Source organism: Streptococcus sp. SM3, from assembly GCF_027497875.1.
On sequence record NZ_JAJNSA010000048.1, the window covers coordinates 1 to 18,071 of the forward strand.

Below are 18,071 nucleotides of genomic sequence, written 5' to 3' on the forward strand. Positions count from 1 at the left end.
CAAGATTCCTATCCAGTCTATTTTCAATTTCATTACTCTGTATCGTTTCGGATACTTCTTCGATTCTGCCATATACAGCCATGTCGTTTCTCCTATTCAATTTATCTGTCTTAGTATATCAAAAAGACCTAAAATTGTCAGCTTGCGATGGCTGTTTGAGAGATTTTTTGCATAGTTTCACAAAGGTTTCAATTTCCCGAAATCGATGTAAATTCGTCTGTTTAAATGTTATGATATAATCCAATTCTTTCTGAGTTAACATCTTTCCTCCTGCATCTTCTTATTCGTAAAAGGCAAGAAAAATAGGACTGGGTTGTATCCTAAGTCCTAGATTTCTTATAAGATAGGGGCGAATAACTGGGCAATTTCCTTAATCAATTTCTGATACCAGCTATTTTTTATCGTATGAGGGAAAATTTCTTGAGATACTGAAAAAATCTCCTGAAAATCTTTTTGAATCTCTGTGATTGATTCCGTTTTATATAGCAAGACTGCATTTTCATAGTGGTGAAGCAAACTTCTATAATCTAAGTTAATGGTCCCAACTGCAGCAAAATCCTTATCCACTAAAATTTGTTTACTATGGATAAAGCCTGGACTATACTCAAAAATCCTTACTCCTGCTGATAAAAGATCTGGATAGGCTCCTCTTGTTATGAGCTGGATTAATTTTTTATCCGGAATGAAAGGAGTCACGATGCGGACATCAACACCTCTCATGGCTGCATTTTTAATACTCTCAGTTAAATCATAGTCAATAATCAAATAGGGTGTTGTGATGTAGACTGAATCAGTAGCCTGATTAATCAAACTTTGATAAACTTTTTTCCCTACCTGGGTACGGAAGATGGGCTTGGGTCCACTACCGTAAGGAATGCAGAGCCCTTGGCCAGAACAAGGCTGATTTTCCAAGTGATACTGGTCAAAATCGCTGATTTCCCCACGATTGATGTACCAAGTCATCAAAAAGAGACGGGTTAGAGCCTTGACACCAGGGCCATCTATGCGAATCCCACTATCCTTCCAGTAACCAAAACGTTCTACATGATTGATGTACTCATCGGCTAAGTTAATGCCTCCTGTATAGGCTACCTGACCATCTATGACAAGGATTTTACGATGGTCCCGATTGTTGTAAGCCACCGTCAAACGAGGAATCACCTTGTTAAACTTATGGGCTTCAATTCCTCGACTACGAAGCTGAATAGTATAGTCTCCAGGTAAAGTCGCCATACAGCCGATATCATCATAGAGCATCTTGATCTCTACACCTTGAGCTGCCTTTTGCTCTAGTATGTCTAGTATGCTATTCCACATCAGACCTTCTTCGACAATATAGTACTCTAGAAAGATAAACTTTTCAGCTTTCTTAAGATCTTCCAACATATATTGCCACATGCTTTCACCCGAAGAAAAGAATTGTGAATCTGTTCGATCATAGACATCGGCATTGCTATCCATACTCAACAAAGATTTGATAACTCCGTAAGCCGCCTTATCATCTTCCTTCAATTTCTGGCGGAGAGCTTTACTGTTATCCTCCCGAAAATGCATGGAACCAAGTTTTTCCAACTGCTTGATTTCTTTTTTGGACAATCGCCTTTCACCAAACATCAGATAGAGCAAGGGGCCAATGACAGGAACAAAAGTCACCACTAACCACATCACTTTACTATCAGGCGCCATTGAACGATTGACAATTGCGACAATAGTCGCCATACTCATAAAAATTAAGACAATTACCCATAGAATAGGGGCCATGCGCCCTAAATAGAGAAAGAGACCAAAAACAAGACAAAGTTCAAGTAGCATAATCGAAAGACTAAAGCCATACTTGGACATCAATAATTGAAATTTTCTATATTTCATACATCCCCTTTCTTTTAACCTTCCCCCTAACCACCTAATTAATAGATGTTTCCACTAGTATACATCAGTTCATAGCTAGATGGCAACAATTTACTCTTGCTAAAGTTTCAACCATTATGATCTCATATGCGTATTACAGTTTGAGAGCCAACATATTGACCGTCATACCGGCTGCAGTTCCCATAAGATAGATGACATCTCCCTCCTTAACAAGCCCTTGTTCTAATGAATAAGCCAAGCCAAACGGTACAGATACTGACACCATATTTCCATAATCAGTGACAAGATTGAGATATTGTTCCTCCGCAACACCTAGTTTTTCCATAACTAAAGGAAGGGCACGACTTGCTTGATGGGGAATAATATAGTCCACATCTGACAATGCTAGCTGCGTTTTTTCTTGAAACTCTTCAAACATGACTGGAATTTTACGAGCAGATAAGAGGAGAATTTTCTTTCCTTTCATATCAAACATATAGTTGGTCTTAGTCGCTTCAGAGTACTCTTTTGGTTGAAAAGAAGTCAGACCTCCACGAATCTCCGTATCGTGTGCTCCTTCTGACCAAGTACGTTGGAGACTAGCAATGACCCCTTTTTCCTGATGGCTTTTTTGGAAAATAAAGGCTGCCGCCCCATCACTAAAGAGTTCAAAACTTTCTTTTTGCTTAGGATTGAGCCCTAAACTACCAATCTCACTAGACACAATTAAGACACGATTGTATTCGCCTACCTCGATCAAGTGGGACATAGTCGATAAAGCAGAAATAAAGCTGGTACAGGTCGTATTGATATCCATAGCTGGGATTGAGAGTCCTTTTGCCACGCGCTCATGAATCAAGGCAGCCGTACAAGGAATAGGCTGAACACCAACTGCACTAGCTGATACAAGGCAATCGATATCTTTAATATCTAAGTTTGCATATTCGAGTGCTCTCTGAATTGCTACCTCTGCTAAATCTAACTGCGTTTCTTCATTTTCAACTACACGATAACGCGTCTGGTCTTTGAATTGGACGGTATGCTTTGGAAGGCAAACACCATATCCTGCAATTTCTATATGTCTTTTTACTTCTGTCATTGTCTTTTATCCTTTCATAAACGTTGGATTCGTTTGAGTTTATGGCTAGTATCCCAGTGATAATCTGAAAATTGAATTTCGGGAACTATAAACTGCTTTTGCTGGGCCAGGAGTTGAAACTGTACTAAAATAGCTGTCTCCATGCTCTCATCTCGTTGGTTTAGACAAACTTCCACTAACTTCTCAGAATATTGTTTGACTTGGTAATCTCCTATATTCTCCACAAAGAGGATGCAACGTCTGATAAAGTCTGGATAGATGGTCACCTGTCCCCCATCCAGTCCATCGAAATAGAAGATGTCGTCAGAGCGTCCTTCGACCTTGTCAATTCGTGTATAGCAGGAGCCACACGGACAAGGCTTCGAATTTTCAACCAAGATATCATTGAGCTGGTAGCGATAAACAGGCTGACTACTTCGTTTAAAGTCCGTAATTACTGGATAAAAACGGCGATTATCCAGATACTGCTTTTCCACAAGTATAATGTCTTCGTTGAGATGCAGATTGCCAGCTGAGCAAGTGCAAGCTAGGAAACCTTCGGTTGCCTGATAAACTTGGTCAATAATGGATAGAGAAAAGGCTTCTGCGATGAGTTCCCTATCATTATCTTCCAAGATTTCTGCCACCGAAACGATTTTTTGTGGGTGGATAGCTAACTCTCCAGCCTTGAGACGCTTGCTCAATTCAATCAACATAGAGGCTGGTGCCACAACAATCGTCGGCTGGTAGGTATTCAGCCGCTCAATATGGACATCTGTAGGTTTAAAAATATCAAAATACTCCAAACGAATAAGTGCCGTATTGATGGTCTGATAGAGTTCATTATCAGCTCTCAGGAAAAAGGCGATTCGGTGTCCAAAAAGCTGGCCCTTGGGTAACATCTTAGCTAAGATAGCTGCTGCCCACATACTTCGCTCTTTCTCCGTTGTGATAAAAAGCCCCCGATGTCCAGATGTCCCTGAAGACAGTCCGACTGCCACATCGCCTTTGAGTTCAGTGAAATCACGAGTCTTTTCACTTTCAATAGCCAAGGCCAAGGCTTCATCCCGATCTACTCCTTGGGTGTTAAGCTCGTTGAAATGCTCCATCATAAAAGCCTTGTCCATATGGTCAAAGTCGCTAGGAACCCCATTTTTAAAGTAGGGCGACTCTCGCTTTAAAAAGTTCATATAATTAGCTAATTGCTTTTTCTGATAGTTCTCTACAGCTTCTCGAGATTTGAAGTTGTGAAGCCAGCGAGTTTGGACAAAGGTTTTAAGAAAGGTTCCTTTTTTCATATATGATACGTTCTATCCTTTCTACAGGGTCATGGCTAACAACTACTTCAATACCATCTCTCAAGACTTCCTCCAAAAACTCTGTTCCCTTGATATAGTCTGCCTTATTGTCCTGAACCAAGGAAGGAATCAGGAGCATCTGCTTGGTGTAAGGCAAAAGGTCAATTCCCCAACAGAGATCTGCTGCGATGAGGAGATTAAAGTCTGGAAGGTACAGACAAGCTTGCCCCCTTGCATGCCCATCAACAGAAGCTACTAGGATACTTCCATCTCCAAAAAGGTCACTAGTCGGACGATAGGGAAAGGTTGAATCTTGCTGGTCAGCTCTAATAATGGTTAGATTTTTTTCAAATGAAGCTGGCAAAAATTCCTTGAAAATCAAGTCTTTCAGTGTCGGTTTCTTGTAAACATCATACACTTCCTGAGTCAAGATAAAAGTTGCATGAGGGAAGAAGCTAGCCCCTCCCAAATGATCTGGATGCAGGTGAGATAGGATGATATAATTAATTTCTTCTGGTTTAATTCCCTTAGCTTTCAGCAAATATGAAATCTGGTCCTTCTCCGTCATTTGAACAGGTGTTCCCAAACGATAGAAACCATAACGAATCTGAGTCTTAATATCGTAATGGTAGCCCGTATCATAGAGGAGGTATCCCTTCTCCCTATGTTTGATAAGAAAAACCCCGGCTGGAAAGGTCATCTTTTTATTCTTGATTCCCTTAAATAGCAAACCAGTATAACTCGTGCAATATCCTGCTGGGAAATAATCAATGCTTTCTATAATCTTTGACATACTGTTCAATCCCTTCCGAAATACTGATTTGAGGGCGATAGCCCAAGTCTCGCTCCGCCTTACTAATGTCCAGCGTCTGGCTATGCCTCAGCAAGCAATATGTATAGCGTGTCAGAGCCGGCTCACCTTTGAGTTTCAAGATATTATACAGAAACTCTAAACTACTTGCAATAACTGAAAGAAGAGGAGCCGGCACTTTTCTGTATGTTATCGGATAGCCAAGCCCTCTCAAGGTTTCTTCTATCAGATCCTTAAAGGCTCTTGGTTCCCCGTTGGTAATATTATAGACTTCGCCACTAGCTTGAGGAGCCTCTAGAGCCAAGCGAATGGCCAGAGCGACATTTTCCACACAGGTCATGTCCATCAGCTGACGGCCATCCCCTATCAAGGGAATACCAATCTTCTGACTGAGTTTAAGAACCCGAGGTAAAATACTGGTATCCCCAATTCCAAAAAGCCCACGAGGTCGTAAGATAATACTCGGAACATCGGGATAATCCTTAAACAGCTTCTCCGAAGCTAGTTTACTACGAATATAGTTGTTCAAATTATTTTCCTGAGGCGCATCGCTTTCTTTGATAGCTATCTGGTCTCGAGGCGCAGCATATATGCTAGGCGAGGACACATAAACCAAACGCTGAATACCATCCTCTCGACAAGCATCCAGAACATACTTGGTCCCTAAGACATTTGTCTGGTAGAAATCTTCCCAAGGTCCCCAGACGGTAGAAAGAGCTCCAGCATGCACAACCATGTCCATACCCTGACAAGCCTGAGTCAGATCCTCTTGCTTGGTCAAATCTCCCTGGAAAAATGCCACAGAGGAGTTCTCTAAAGACTGACCAATCTTGCGATTACGTCCAAAAGCTCGTACCTGATAGCCATGCTGACTGAGCTCTTCAACAACATACTTACCTAAAAAGCCCGTAGCACCTGTTACCAATACTTTCTTCATGTTTTATTTCTCCTTGTCCCCCAAGAGTCGATATATTTCATTCTTGAGGATTTCTGTTGGCTGGTAGTCTTGAGCTACACGACTGAGTTTGTTCAAGTCTGACCGGCCATCTCTAGCCAATAGCTCATCAAAAGCGCGTCCAATCGCTTCCGTGTCCTCTCGTTTAGCAGTCAGGGCAATCCCCGCCTCTAGCCCGCGAACCGCATAGTCATATTGATCATAGTCATGAGGTAGAATTAAGGCAGGCTTGCCATAGATAATACATTGGTAAAAAATTCCCGCACCTCCGTGATGAATCACATAGTCCATCTGGGGAATGTATTCCTTATAGGGAAGATAGGATACTACAGAAACATTGTCCATGAGCTCCTCACATTGGAAGTCTTGTCCACCAAACCCCAGAGTCACAAAAAAATAACAGTCAGGATGGGCTTTTGCCAATTGTTGGGTCTGGTAGAGGAGGTTATCTTTAGCCCACGCTAGCTGAGTTCCACAGGATACGAGGACTTTTTTATAACTTGCATAGGGAGACAAATCGAGAGGATAATTCTCTGCTCTCTCGATTGAAGAGCCAAAAGGCCCCACCCAAAGGTAGTGCTCTGGAAAACCACTTTTCAGCTCCAACTCTTTCATCCCAATTCCCAAGATGGAATAGGGTGAATAAATGGTTTCCTGATTTTTTTGATTGTAGAGCTTAAAATCGTAACGTTTCAAGCGTTCTCTCAATAAAAAGGTTACGATTCGTTTTCCTAAACGAGTCCCTTTTCTTCCTAGCCATTGCTGGGCAGACTGAAAAGGATTCTTTGGACTGCCCATTCCTCCAAAGAAACAAGGCGGTCCATCTGTCGTTTCAATGGCAAACTGTGTCGCCATGGTTGTTATCCAAGGAATTCCCAACTGTTCCGCCACTAGTCCTCCAGAGAGGGTTATAAAATCCGCAATAACAATATCTGGTCGATTTTTCTCCCATTCTTGTATTAGTTGGTCTGACACTACATTGATCAAATCCAGACTAGTTGACAATTGCCGATAAGCAGAAATAAGATTTAGCTGCCCTTCATTGTTGGCTACACGCTCAAACTCATCTACAAAATTTTCTAAAATAGGAAGTACCTGGAATCCCATCTCCTCTGCGACAGCTTTTCGTTGCGGTCCTGTGAATAATCGAATATCATACAAAGGATCCTTCAACAAAGGTGCGAGTAAATTCAGGGCTGGGAAGAGATGTCCACTTAAAGGGAGTACTACCACATCGATTTTGATTCTCTTCATAAATCTAGCATAACAAATTTTTTTAAAAAGAACTACTCAAAAAGAGTACCACTCCTAAAAGTGGAACTTATATTTAAGGAAAAGGAATGAATCTTGTATAAGACCCATTCCTTTATGTGTATAATCTATCTAACTTTTATCGAGTAATACATCAAATATCTTTCATCTTATCGGAATTTTTGATAAATAAGCTTTACTTAGATAAAACAATGCGATCAGACGCTTCTCTATCCATATCGTCAATAATCATCTGATTTCCATTGATTGCATAAATCTTGACATCATCCTCAATAATCATGCGTTGATTAGTGGCATCAAAGCTAACCTGCTTGATTTCTTGATCTCCGTCAGTTTCTACCTGTGTCCATGTACCAGTTGTTCCAGTTACTACTAAAGTGATACGGTCTCCTTCGTCCTGACCAGTATAAGTTCCATCAATATTGGTTGGTTGAGCTGTAACTGTATTTTGTGGAGAACTTGTTGCTGTCTGGTTTGAATTTTCTGCTGAAGATGAAGCAGCAGGTTGTGATTGCTGAGTTTGTTGAGTTTGCGATTGAGCTGCTGGTTGTTGAACCTGTTGAGCTCTTTGTGAACAAGCTACTAAGAGACTAAGACTTGCTAGAGAAGCAAGAGAAAGTGTGAATCTTTTTAATTTCATGATGAATTTCCTTTCTGCTACCAATTTAGAGAATGTTTCTTCTAACTGGTAGTTCCACTAGTATAACAAGTTCAAAAAAGGAGGTCAATTCATCTGCTCATGGGCCAGCAAGTAGCCCCGTACTTCTGAGATAAAATAGAGAGACCCTGTAATGAATAACAAGTCTTGAGTATCTGCTCTTTCTTCGAAACTGCTGATAAATTCGCGATAAGAAGGAATTACATCGTAACCTGTTATATCTGTCTCATCTAAAGACCCCTGATAATCAAAGCCAGTTACCTTGAGTTCCACCTGAGGCAAATTCTCGATCAGATAACCTAACATCCCTTGATAATCCTTCCGTTTTAAGGCTCCAAATAGTATTTGAGGTCGATAACCTTCCTGCTCTTTTTCTTTGATAAATTCAATCAAGCGATTCAAGGCAGGGAGGTTATGAGCACCGTCCAAATAAATCTGAGAACGAATACGCTCCAAACGACCAGCCCAATGGGTCTTCTCCAAAGCCTGTCTTACAGCCTGCTCATCAATAGATTCCTTTCCTTCTCTCATAAAGAGAAGAAAAGTTTGCAACGCCAAAGCCGCATTCTCCTGCTGATAGGCTCCTTCCAAGCCTATTTTCAGCTGTGAAATATTTAGTAAAGAACTTGAAAAATCACCATTCAGCATTGAAAAATCCTGACCTGCCTGATAAAGGGCAACAGCTAAAGAGTCTGCTTTTTTCTGACAAACAAGCCTAGCTTCTGAAGGCAACTCAGCAATCACTGCCTTTTTACCAGCCTTAAAAATACCAGCTTTCTGCTCTGCAATTGCTGCTATACTGTCACCCAGAGTCTCCTGATGGTCAAGTCCGATGGAACTGATGACAGCAATCTCTCCAGTTACCACATTGGTTGTGTCAAGTAAGCCACCAATTCCCACTTCTAGTAGAACCAAATCCACCTCTTGCTCTCTAAAATAAAGAAAAGCAATCAAGGTCAGCAATTCAAAAAAGGACAACTGATCATGGGTTTGCAGAAGCATTTTCTCCATCTCCTTGACCCGATTAGCCAAACGGATGAAGTCTGCATCAGCTATTGGTTGCCCGTTAATGCAGATTCGATCATTGATAGAGACGATATGAGGGGAGGTAAAGGACGCAACTTTTTTGCCATGTCCCATAAATAACTCCCTCATAAAAGCAATGGTAGATCCTTTCCCATTAGTCCCAGTGACGTGGATAATAGGGTAAAACTTTTCGGGATTTCCTAACAAATCCACCGCTTGTTGCATTCGCCCCAAACCTGATCGAAAATTCAAACCAATCCGACTGTGAAGCCATTCTTCTACTTCAAACATATATATCTCCTTGACAAAAGTCCAATCAATTACCACATCAAAGCATGATGACTAATAAAAACAAGGCCAGGATTTTCGTCCCGACCTCTAACCTGGTTAGCTAATAACTAGCTACTATGAATATTAACTTGGGCTAAAAACATCCACTGGATGTTCCAACTCTTCCCAATTTCTGGGAGTTGAGCTGATACAGTCTCCCAGACTTACTTACGGTCTTTATTTTTAGCGTAAGGGTAAAAATGTTCACTGAACATTTTTACTCCTCCATAAAGCTGTTGAAGACCTCTTCAATCATGTTCCATTCGTCTTCTGAGTCTTCTGGGATTGGTTGCAATTCGCCTTCTGTTCCATCTTCGTTTTCGATGAATGAGTAAGCTTGGATTTCAACTTGTCCGTCTTCGTCTTCTTCTGCGTTAACTGGTACTAGAAGAACATAGTTTTTACCAAATTCTTCTTTTCCGTCAATGGTCAAAAGGATTTCAAACAAGGTTTCATTTCCTTGCTCATCTACTAGTGTGATTAGTTCACGTTCTTCGTGGTCGTGGTTATGATCGTGTGACATAGCCTCTCCTTTATATTAAAATTTTCTATCTAAATAATTTTGTAAAATCAGCTGAGCTGCTAACTTATCAATGACTTTCTTGCGCTTGTTACGGCTAATATCTGCTTGCTCAATCAACATGCGCTCTGCGGCAACTGTTGTCAAGCGTTCATCTTGATAGTCTACTGGTAAACCAAAAAGCTCTTCTAGCTTTGCTCCGTATGCTTGACTAGCTTCCACGCGCGGTCCGCTTGTATTGTTCATATTTTTAGGCAAGCCCACTACAAATCGTTCCACCTTATAAGTATCAACCAACTCCTTAACGCGGTCAAAACCAAATTGGCCTTGTTCCTCATTAATTTGGATGATTTCAAGTCCTTGAGCTGTAAAACCGAGCGGGTCACTAATAGCCACTCCTACCGTTTTTGAACCGACGTCCAATCCCATAATTCTCATAGGTTATAGATCGACTCCTTGTCCTTTAAGGTAGTAGCGGACCAATTCTTCAACGATTTCATCGCGCTCATACTTACGGATTTGATTTCGTGCATTATTATAACGAGGAACGTAGGCAGGGTCTCCACTCAATACGTAACCTACGATTTGGTTAATCGGGTTGTAGCCCTTATCGTTCAACGAAGCATAAACATCAGTCAGAGTTTCGCTAATTTCTTTTTTATTGGAATCGTCCAATTTAAAACGTACTGTTTCTTCAGTAAATCCCATTCTAACACCCTCTTTCCTTAGAATAGTACCATTATAGCATAATTCCTTACGTTCTACAATTCAGGCAGTCTATTTATTTGGATTTTCTATTGTTCTGTCGCGCCATTTGCCAATCTGTCTGCTACATATTGACTCGGTTCATTTTTCAAAAGATTTTCCAAGCCAATATTCTTTAGATATTCAACCTGTGAAGCTTTTTTGATATCTAAAACCTGAAAATCATAAGTAGTTGTTGTTTGAATTTCTGTTTCACTTAGTAGCTTCGTCTCAAGTGTAAAACCTGGCAATTTGCGTGCTTCCTGAATCGAGGTATCTTTACCTTCAGCTTCAATGAGTGCTTTTTGAGTAGCCTCTACACCATGCTCAGTTACAAAAGTCTTCAATTCACCGGTAACTGGTCTTTTTTGAATAATAGTCAAACTTAAAAATTGTTTTCCTTTATATGTGACCGTTTGAATCTGTTGACTGCCATCATCTGACTTTGGCAAGATCAAAGTTTTGGTCACAACTGTATTCTTCTCGGCATTCTCTAGGACAGGTAACGTTGACTGTAACGTCTTAGATTCGCTACTAGAGGACGCAGTTGTCGCTTTTTTTTGCCCACATCCAGCAAGCAGGAAAAGTAGTGCAAAACTTGTAATTAGTATTTTTTTCATAATTCCTCACATCATTTTTGAATTAAAAGAGCAAACAAGGCTAGGAAGCACTCCCAGCCTTGATGTTTATAGAGCCGCACGCAAACGTGCTTCTGCATTTTCTACATTACGGACAGAGCGTGGTAGGAAGGCACGAATATCGTCTTCCTTATAGCCAACTTGCAGGCGTTTTTCATCTACAAGGATTGGGCTCTTTAAAATTCTTGGTGTTTCCATAATCAGATTGAGAACTTCATTGACACTCAAATCTTCAATATCCACTCCAAGGGCTTTGGCATAGCGATTTTTAGATGAAACGATGCTGGCTATTCCGTTATCTGTTTTGGTTAGAATATCCAGTAATTCTTCTCTCGTAATTCCTTCTTTACCAAGGTTTTGTTCTTTATAACTTAACTGGTGGGCATTGAGCCAGGTTTTTGCTTTTTTACAGCTAGTACAACTTGAGACTGTATAAATTTTAATCATGTACCTACCCCTTTCGCTACATGTTACTATCAGTTTAGTCTATTATACCATAAAAAACATCCGACTTGCGACCTATTTTTAAATTTTTTTGACTTTTTTCGTCATTTTCGTACTTTTTTCTTGACAAATAACTAAATGACTATCAACTCTTTTGGAGCTAGGGTCAATAATTCACAACCTGACTCTGTAATCAGAATATCATCCTCGATACGAACACCGTATTTGCCTTCGATATAGATACCTGGTTCATCAGTCAAAGCCATACCTGCCTTAATAGTTTCTGTAGAAGTTTGGCTAAAGTATGGTTCCTCATGGATATCCAGTCCAATACCGTGTCCAATACCGTGGGTAAAGTAGTCGCCATAGCCTGCCTCGATGATAATATCACGAGGGATTTTGTCAAAGTCACGGAAACCTAATCCTGCCTTAGCCTGGTCAATCAAGGCTTGGTTGGCTTTCAAAACCGTATTGTAAATCTCTGCTTGCTCGTCACTGACATGCCCCAAGTAGATAGTCCGTGTCATATCGCTGACATAGTGGTCATAAAGACATCCGAAGTCCATGGTAATCGCTTCTCCTAGCTCCACTGGTTTGTGCATTGGATGGGCATGGGGCTTAGAAGAGTTGATTCCGCTAGCTAAGATAGTGTCAAAAGACAAGCCAGATGCTCCCAACTCACGCATGCGGAAGTCAAGGAAGTTGGCAATTTCAATTTCAGTTTTTCCTGGTTTGATAAAGTCAAGCGCATCACGGAAAGCTTGGTCTGAGATAGAACAAGCTTTGCGAATAGCTGCAATCTCCGCTTCATCCTTAATCATTCGAAGACCTTCAACAAACTGAGTCTGTGGAAGCAAGTCAATTCCTTCAAAGGTTGCCTGCATACGGTGATAATAAGAGACTGAAATCTCGTCCTCAAAACCGATTCGAGACAAGCCCATATCCTTAACAATGCCTACAATGACAGCCAATTCATCACGGTCAGCCACAATCTCAAAGCCACTGGTTTCTTGCTTGGCTGCAATGATATAGCGAGAGTCTGTCACCAAGACCTGACGGTCACGGCTGATAAAGACTGTTCCGTTTGAGCCCCAAAAACCAGTCAAGTAGTAGACGTTTTTAAGATTGTTGATGATGATACCATCTAGTTCTTTTTCTTGCATTTTAGCTAGAAATGCTTGTACGCGTTTATTCATGATGTAATTTTCCTTTCAAATACTGTCCTGTGTAGCTGGCTTCGTTGCCCGCTACTTCTTCTGGAGTTCCTGTTGCGATGATGGTTCCACCACCGACACCGCCCTCAGGTCCCAAGTCAATAATATGGTCTGCCGTCTTAATAACATCCAGATTGTGCTCAATAACGAGGACTGTATTGCCATCGTCTACAAAGCGAGCTAAAACCTTAAGCAAGCGAGCGATATCCTCGGTATGAAGACCTGTCGTCGGCTCATCCAGAATGTAGAAAGATTTTCCTGTCGATCGTTTGTGGAGTTCACTAGCCAGCTTCATACGCTGAGCTTCTCCCCCAGAAAGGGTGGTAGCTGGTTGCCCTAGCGTCACATAGCCTAGCCCTACATCCTTGATGGTCTGAAGTTTACGCTGAATTTTCGGAATGTGTTGGAAGAATTCTACCGCATCGTTGACCGTCATATCCAAAACCTGCGAGATATTCTTTTCCTTGTAGTGAACTTCTAGGGTTTCACTGTTGTAGCGGGTTCCGTGGCAAACTTCACAAGCCACGTAAACATCTGGCAAGAAGTGCATCTCAATCTTGATAATCCCGTCACCTGAGCAGGCTTCACAACGACCTCCCTTGACGTTGAAACTGAAGCGCCCCTTCTTGTAGCCTCGAATCTTGGCTTCATTAGTCTGAGCAAAGAGGTCACGTATATCGTCAAAAACTCCCGTATAGGTAGCCGGGTTAGACCTTGGCGTTCGTCCTATAGGGCTCTGGTCAATGTCAATCAAGCGGTCTACATGCTCAATCCCTGTAATAGTCTTAAATTTACCAGGTTTGTCTGAATTACGGTTGAGCTTCTGGGCAATAGCTTTTTTGAGGATACTGTTGATCAAGGTCGATTTCCCTGAACCTGATACACCTGTCACCGCGATGAATTTTCCTAGTGGGAAGCAAGCTGTGACATTTTGCAAGTTGTTCTCACGCGCTCCTGTAATCTCGATAAAACGACCATTTCCTACACGGCGCTCGTCTGGTACTGGAATGGCACGTTTGCCTGACAAGTACTGGCCTGTGATAGACTTACTGTTACGAGCTACCTGTTTAGGCGTACCTGCCGCAACAATTTCCCCACCAAAAACACCGGCACCGGGACCAACGTCAATCAGATAATCAGCTTCGCGCATAGTATCTTCATCATGTTCCACCACGATGAGAGTATTACCCAAATCACGCATCTTTTTGAGACTGGCAATCAAACGGTCATTATCCCTCTGGTGAAGACCGATTGACGGCTCATCTAGGATATAGAGGACGCCTGATAGATTGGAACCAATCTGGGTTGCCAAGCGAATACGCTGACTTTCCCCACCTGAAAGGGTTCCTGCTGAACGAGACAGGGTCAGATAGTTAAGCCCCACGTTATTGAGGAAAGTCAAACGGTCCTTGATTTCTTTGAGAATGGGACGAGCAATGATGGCTTCATTTTCAGACAAGGTCAGCTGGCTCACCAACTCCAAGTGGTCTGCGATAGACAGGTCTGAAATTTCTCCGATATGTGGCCCTTGCTCGCCACCAACACGGACAGACAAGGCCTGGTCATTGAGACGATATCCGTGACAAGTTCCGCAGGTCAATTCATTCATATAGAGACGCATTTGAGTGCGTGTGTAATCACTATTAGTTTCATGATAGCGACGCTTGATATTAGTGACAACTCCCTCAAAAGGAATGTCGATATCGCGCACACCACCAAATTCATTTTCATAGTGGAAATGGAATTCCTTGCCATCTGAGCCATAGAGAATCAAGTTCTTGTCTTCTTCTGACAAGTCCTCAAAAGGCTTATCCATATCCACTCCAAATGCCGTCATGGCCTGCTCTAGCATGTTTGGATAGTAGTTGGATGAGATAGGATTCCAAGGAGCCAAGGCTCCCTCACGTAAGGTTTTGCTGGCATCTGGTACTACCAAATCAGTATCCACCTCCAGCTTGATGCCCAAGCCATCACACTCACTACAAGAACCAAAAGGAGCATTGAAGGAGAAGAGACGCGGCTCTAACTCTGGAACAGTAAAGCCACAAACTGGACAGGCATAATGCTCAGAGAACAACAACTCAGAGTCGTCCATAGTGTCGATAATGACATAACCTTCTGCAATACGAAGGGCAGCCTCAATGGAATCAAAGAGACGACTACGGATACCCTCCTTGATGACAATACGGTCAACCACGACATCGATATTGTGTTGCTTACTCTTAGACAACTCTGGCACTTCGGTTACATCATAGACTTCACCATCCACACGGACACGAACATACCCATCTTTCTGAACCTTCTCAATAACACTCTTATGTTGGCCTTTTTTCTTGCGGATGACAGGGGCCAAGATCTGCAAGCGCTGGCGTTCAGGCAATTCTAAAACCTTATCCACGATTTGCTCCACAGAAGAAGCCTTGATAGCTCCATGCCCGTTAATACAGTAAGGCGTCCCCACACGTGCGTAGAGGAGACGCAGATAGTCATTGATTTCAGTCGTTGTTCCCACCGTCGAGCGAGGATTTTTACTAGTCGTTTTCTGGTCGATGGAAATAGCGGGGCTGAGACCATCAATAGCATCTACATCAGGCTTCTCCATATTCCCCAAGAATTGACGAGCGTAGGCTGACAAACTCTCCACATAGCGACGTTGACCCTCCGCATAGAGGGTATCAAAGGCCAGACTGGATTTCCCTGAACCTGACAAGCCGGTCACGACAACCAACTTGTCTCGTGGAATTTCCACGTCAATATTTTTTAAATTATGGGCACGCGCCCCATGAATGACAATTTTATCTTGCATCTTTGTTCTTTCTAGTCCATTATTGCTTACCATTATACCAAAAAAAGTGAGATTCTATTACCCAAAAGGCTGAATTTATAGTATAATAGTACGGTGTGAAAAAATCTGAAAAATGAGAAAGGATAAGGGATATGAAACAAGTTTTTCTCTCTACAACAACTGAATTTAAAGAGATCGATACGCTTGAACCGGGTACTTGGATCAATCTCGTCAATCCGACTCAAAATGAATCACTCGAAATCGCTAACGCCTTCGATATTGATATTGCCGACCTTCGTGCACCACTCGATGCGGAAGAAATGTCTCGTATTACCATCGAAGATGAGTATACTTTGATCATCGTGGACGTGCCGGTCACAGAAGAAAGAAATAACCGCACCTACTACGTCACCATCCCGCTTGGTATTATCATCACTGAGGAAACCATTATCACTACTTGTTTGGAACCATTACCGGTCCTCGATGTCTTTATCAACCGTCGCTTGCGTAATTTCTATACCTTCATGCGCTCACGTTTTATCTTCCAGATTCTCTATCGCAATGCAGAACTTTACCTAACAGCCCTTCGTTCGATTGACCGTAAGAGTGAACAAATCGAAAGTCAACTGCATCAATCAACTCGTAATGAAGAATTGATTGAGCTCATGGAATTGGAAAAAACCATCGTCTATTTCAAGGCCTCCCTCAAAACAAATGAGCGCGTGATTAAGAAATTAACCAGCTCAACCAGCAATATCAAGAAATACCTTGAAGACGAAGACCTGCTTGAAGACACCCTGATTGAAACCCAACAGGCCATCGAGATGGCAGACATTTATGGAAACGTCTTGCATTCTATGACAGAGACCTTCGCCTCTATCATTTCCAACAACCAGAACAACATCATGAAAACCTTGGCCCTTGTGACCATCGTCATGTCCATCCCAACCATGGTCTTTTCTGCCTACGGGATGAACTTTAAGGATAATGAAATCCCCCTAAACGGCGAGCCGAATGCCTTCTGGTTAATCGTCTTTATCGCTTTTGCTATGAGTGTCTCGCTCACTCTCTATCTCATCCATAAAAAATGGTTCTAAGAGGAGTTCCTATGTCTCAGATTGATCTACAAAAATTAACCAAGAAAAACCAAGAGTTTGTCCACATCGCTACCCAACAATTCATCAAAGATGGGAAAACAGACGCTGAAATCAAGGCTATTTTTGAGGAAGTTATTCCCCAAATCCTTGAAGAGCAAGCCAAGGGTACGACTGCTCGTTCCCTCTATGGTGCACCCACTCACTGGGCTCATAGCTTCACTGTTAAGGAGCAATATGAAAAAGAGCATCCAAAAGAAAATGATGATCCGAAACTGATGATTATGGACTCAGCTCTTTTCATCACTAGCCTCTTTGCCCTTGTCAGCGCCCTCACAACCTTCTTTGCGGCAGATCAAGCTTTCGGCTATGGATTTGTCACTCTCCTATTAGTTGGACTGGTTGGTGGATTTGCCTTCTACTTGATGTACTACTTTGTTTACCAATACTATGGACCAGATATGGACCGCAGCCAACGTCCACCTTTCTGGAAATCTGTACTGGTTATCCTAGCTTCTATGTTCCTTTGGCTGCTTGTCTTCTTTGCAACAAGCTTCCTACCAGCTAGCCTTAACCCAGTACTTGCTCCATTACCACTAGCTATTATCGGAGCAGCCCTCCTAGCCCTTCGCTTCTATCTCAAGAAACGCTTGAATATCCGTAGCGCAAGTGCAGGACCAACACGTTACTAAGAAAAGGAAAGAGCTATGGCATATAGTCAATCTTTAGCTCAGCAGATTCGAAAAATTCTAGCGCTCAAACTTCCTCCCCAAATTTTCGAAGAAGAGCTAGAAGAAAAGAAGCTGTTTGGTGGCCTGGCCTTTATGATTCGTGGTAAAATGGTCCTTACTGTCAGTTCCAGAAAGGATGAACTGGTTATGGTCAGAATTGGCAAGGAAATGGAGAAGCAAGTTCTACCCCGAACAGGAGCTCATACTACATTGATGAGGGGGCGCCTTTATCATGGGTATATAGACTTAGATATAGAAGGCCAAAAAGAATTGCCTTACTGGATTGATTTGGCTCTCTCCTATAATCAAGAGTTGACCAAGTAACTCATATCTAGCGAGATTACTGATTAGAAAACGAAAAGCAACTGCACCAGCGGTTGCTTTTTCACTTGCTTGCCTACAAGCTTCCCTCTACCCTTTTCCCTATAGTTTTCTCCCATCTTTTATGATAAAATAGGCTCAATCAATTTCTAGGAGGAAGAAATATGGTTTCTACTATTGGTGTTGTTAGTTTATCTAGTGGCATTATCGGAGAGGACTTTGTCAAACACGAAGTGGACTTGGGTGTCCAACGTCTCAAGAACCTGGGACTCAATCCTACCTTTTTGCCTCATTCGCTAAAAGG

General features: G+C 42.0%; 18 protein-coding genes and 1 pseudogene. 4 read left to right on the forward strand and 15 right to left on the reverse strand.

Annotation, left to right across the window (positions count from 1 at the left end; genetic code table 11):
* Positions 1-336: 336 nt before the first annotated feature.
* From cls to uvrA, 15 genes are all read right to left on the reverse strand, one after another.
* The gene (gene cls, locus PAN06_RS08275; protein WP_269796040.1) at positions 337-1,869 is read right to left on the reverse strand and encodes a cardiolipin synthase; all 1,533 of its coding nucleotides are present in this window, start codon (positions 1,867-1,869) and stop codon (positions 337-339) included.
* A gap of 133 nt (positions 1,870-2,002) precedes the next feature.
* Positions 2,003-2,947 carry a 3-oxoacyl-[acyl-carrier-protein] synthase III C-terminal domain-containing protein gene (locus PAN06_RS08280; RefSeq protein WP_269796041.1) on the reverse strand — a complete coding sequence of 315 codons (945 nt, stop codon included), beginning with the start codon at positions 2,945-2,947 and terminating at the stop codon, positions 2,003-2,005.
* Between the two features lie 14 nt (positions 2,948-2,961).
* Entirely contained in the window at positions 2,962-4,224 is a 1,263-nt protein-coding gene (locus PAN06_RS08285; protein ID WP_269796042.1) for a F390 synthetase-related protein, read from the reverse strand.
* Positions 4,202-5,017, reverse strand: coding sequence for an MBL fold metallo-hydrolase (locus PAN06_RS08290; protein WP_042751751.1), 816 nt, complete (start codon positions 5,015-5,017; stop codon positions 4,202-4,204). Before PAN06_RS08290 ends, PAN06_RS08285 begins: the two co-directional genes overlap by 23 nt.
* Positions 4,992-5,972 carry an NAD(P)-dependent oxidoreductase gene (locus tag PAN06_RS08295; RefSeq protein ID WP_269796043.1) on the reverse strand — a complete coding sequence of 327 codons (981 nt, stop codon included), beginning with the start codon at positions 5,970-5,972 and terminating at the stop codon, positions 4,992-4,994. The genes PAN06_RS08290 and PAN06_RS08295 overlap by 26 nt, the downstream gene beginning before the upstream one ends.
* Before the next feature lie 3 nt (positions 5,973-5,975).
* Positions 5,976-7,244, reverse strand: coding sequence for a nucleotide disphospho-sugar-binding domain-containing protein (locus tag PAN06_RS08300; RefSeq protein ID WP_269796044.1), 1,269 nt, complete (start codon positions 7,242-7,244; stop codon positions 5,976-5,978).
* A 193-nt stretch (positions 7,245-7,437) separates the two neighbouring features.
* The gene (locus tag PAN06_RS08305) at positions 7,438-7,902 is read right to left on the reverse strand and encodes an SP_0198 family lipoprotein (RefSeq protein WP_269796045.1); all 465 of its coding nucleotides are present in this window, start codon (positions 7,900-7,902) and stop codon (positions 7,438-7,440) included.
* 84 nt (positions 7,903-7,986) lie between these two features.
* A complete protein-coding gene (locus tag PAN06_RS08310) occupies positions 7,987-9,237 on the reverse strand; it encodes a folylpolyglutamate synthase/dihydrofolate synthase family protein (protein WP_269796046.1) in 1,251 nt (416 codons plus the stop codon).
* Between the two features lie 256 nt (positions 9,238-9,493).
* Positions 9,494-9,799 (reverse strand): DUF1292 domain-containing protein, encoded by a 306-nt coding sequence (locus tag PAN06_RS08315; RefSeq protein ID WP_000017620.1) that lies wholly within the window; start codon positions 9,797-9,799, stop codon positions 9,494-9,496.
* 15 nt (positions 9,800-9,814) lie between these two features.
* On the reverse strand, positions 9,815-10,234 hold the full coding sequence (gene ruvX / locus PAN06_RS08320) for a Holliday junction resolvase RuvX (RefSeq protein ID WP_004239076.1): 420 nt from the start codon (positions 10,232-10,234) through the stop codon (positions 9,815-9,817).
* Positions 10,235-10,237: 3 nt separating this feature from the next.
* Positions 10,238-10,504 (reverse strand): IreB family regulatory phosphoprotein, encoded by a 267-nt coding sequence (locus PAN06_RS08325; RefSeq protein ID WP_000507059.1) that lies wholly within the window; start codon positions 10,502-10,504, stop codon positions 10,238-10,240.
* A gap of 86 nt (positions 10,505-10,590) precedes the next feature.
* Positions 10,591-11,160, reverse strand: coding sequence for an SP0191 family lipoprotein (locus PAN06_RS08330; RefSeq protein WP_125446723.1), 570 nt, complete (start codon positions 11,158-11,160; stop codon positions 10,591-10,593).
* 66 nt (positions 11,161-11,226) lie between these two features.
* Complete coding sequence (gene spx / locus PAN06_RS08335) at positions 11,227-11,625, reverse strand: transcriptional regulator Spx (RefSeq protein ID WP_000591165.1); 399 nt, start codon at positions 11,623-11,625, stop codon at positions 11,227-11,229.
* A 131-nt stretch (positions 11,626-11,756) separates the two neighbouring features.
* On the reverse strand, positions 11,757-12,818 hold the full coding sequence (locus PAN06_RS08340) for a Xaa-Pro peptidase family protein (RefSeq protein WP_269796047.1): 1,062 nt from the start codon (positions 12,816-12,818) through the stop codon (positions 11,757-11,759).
* On the reverse strand, positions 12,811-15,642 hold the full coding sequence (uvrA, locus tag PAN06_RS08345) for an excinuclease ABC subunit UvrA (RefSeq protein WP_269796048.1): 2,832 nt from the start codon (positions 15,640-15,642) through the stop codon (positions 12,811-12,813). The genes PAN06_RS08340 and uvrA overlap by 8 nt, the downstream gene beginning before the upstream one ends.
* A 131-nt stretch (positions 15,643-15,773) precedes the next feature.
* Between uvrA and PAN06_RS08350 the strand changes: the two genes are divergently transcribed.
* From PAN06_RS08350 to PAN06_RS08365, 4 genes and pseudogenes are all read left to right on the forward strand, one after another.
* Complete coding sequence (locus tag PAN06_RS08350) at positions 15,774-16,718, forward strand: magnesium transporter CorA family protein (protein ID WP_000815623.1); 945 nt, start codon at positions 15,774-15,776, stop codon at positions 16,716-16,718.
* Positions 16,719-16,729: 11 nt separating this feature from the next.
* The gene (locus tag PAN06_RS08355; RefSeq protein ID WP_000078011.1) at positions 16,730-17,407 is read left to right on the forward strand and encodes a DUF1129 domain-containing protein; all 678 of its coding nucleotides are present in this window, start codon (positions 16,730-16,732) and stop codon (positions 17,405-17,407) included.
* 15 nt (positions 17,408-17,422) lie between these two features.
* Positions 17,423-17,770 (forward strand): hypothetical protein, encoded by a 348-nt coding sequence (locus PAN06_RS08360; RefSeq protein ID WP_000331824.1) that lies wholly within the window; start codon positions 17,423-17,425, stop codon positions 17,768-17,770.
* Between the two features lie 161 nt (positions 17,771-17,931).
* Positions 17,932-18,071: pseudogene (locus PAN06_RS08365) on the forward strand (LD-carboxypeptidase); the annotation flags it as partial.

What these genes read in the sequence shown, in the direction of transcription:
- PAN06_RS08330 (WP_125446723.1), bottom strand. Translation starts at nt 11,160, where the DNA reads ATGAAAAAAATACTAATTACAAGTTTTGCACTACTTTTCCTGCTTGCT.
- PAN06_RS08310 (WP_269796046.1), bottom strand. Translation starts at nt 9,237, where the DNA reads ATGTTTGAAGTAGAAGAATGGCTTCACAGTCGGATTGGTTTGAATTTT.
- PAN06_RS08300 (WP_269796044.1), bottom strand. Translation starts at nt 7,244, where the DNA reads ATGAAGAGAATCAAAATCGATGTGGTAGTACTCCCTTTAAGTGGACAT.
- PAN06_RS08305 (WP_269796045.1), bottom strand. Translation starts at nt 7,902, where the DNA reads ATGAAATTAAAAAGATTCACACTTTCTCTTGCTTCTCTAGCAAGTCTT.
- PAN06_RS08340 (WP_269796047.1), bottom strand. Translation starts at nt 12,818, where the DNA reads ATGAATAAACGCGTACAAGCATTTCTAGCTAAAATGCAAGAAAAAGAA.
- PAN06_RS08350 (WP_000815623.1), top strand. Translation starts at nt 15,774, where the DNA reads ATGAAACAAGTTTTTCTCTCTACAACAACTGAATTTAAAGAGATCGAT.
- PAN06_RS08315 (WP_000017620.1), bottom strand. Translation starts at nt 9,799, where the DNA reads ATGTCACACGATCATAACCACGACCACGAAGAACGTGAACTAATCACA.
- cls (WP_269796040.1), bottom strand. Translation starts at nt 1,869, where the DNA reads ATGAAATATAGAAAATTTCAATTATTGATGTCCAAGTATGGCTTTAGT.
- uvrA (WP_269796048.1), bottom strand. Translation starts at nt 15,642, where the DNA reads ATGCAAGATAAAATTGTCATTCATGGGGCGCGTGCCCATAATTTAAAA.
- PAN06_RS08285 (WP_269796042.1), bottom strand. Translation starts at nt 4,224, where the DNA reads ATGAAAAAAGGAACCTTTCTTAAAACCTTTGTCCAAACTCGCTGGCTT.
- ruvX (WP_004239076.1), bottom strand. Translation starts at nt 10,234, where the DNA reads ATGAGAATTATGGGATTGGACGTCGGTTCAAAAACGGTAGGAGTGGCT.
- PAN06_RS08360 (WP_000331824.1), top strand. Translation starts at nt 17,423, where the DNA reads ATGGCATATAGTCAATCTTTAGCTCAGCAGATTCGAAAAATTCTAGCG.
- PAN06_RS08295 (WP_269796043.1), bottom strand. Translation starts at nt 5,972, where the DNA reads ATGAAGAAAGTATTGGTAACAGGTGCTACGGGCTTTTTAGGTAAGTAT.
- PAN06_RS08325 (WP_000507059.1), bottom strand. Translation starts at nt 10,504, where the DNA reads ATGGGATTTACTGAAGAAACAGTACGTTTTAAATTGGACGATTCCAAT.
- PAN06_RS08280 (WP_269796041.1), bottom strand. Translation starts at nt 2,947, where the DNA reads ATGACAGAAGTAAAAAGACATATAGAAATTGCAGGATATGGTGTTTGC.
- PAN06_RS08355 (WP_000078011.1), top strand. Translation starts at nt 16,730, where the DNA reads ATGTCTCAGATTGATCTACAAAAATTAACCAAGAAAAACCAAGAGTTT.
- PAN06_RS08290 (WP_042751751.1), bottom strand. Translation starts at nt 5,017, where the DNA reads ATGTCAAAGATTATAGAAAGCATTGATTATTTCCCAGCAGGATATTGC.
- spx (WP_000591165.1), bottom strand. Translation starts at nt 11,625, where the DNA reads ATGATTAAAATTTATACAGTCTCAAGTTGTACTAGCTGTAAAAAAGCA.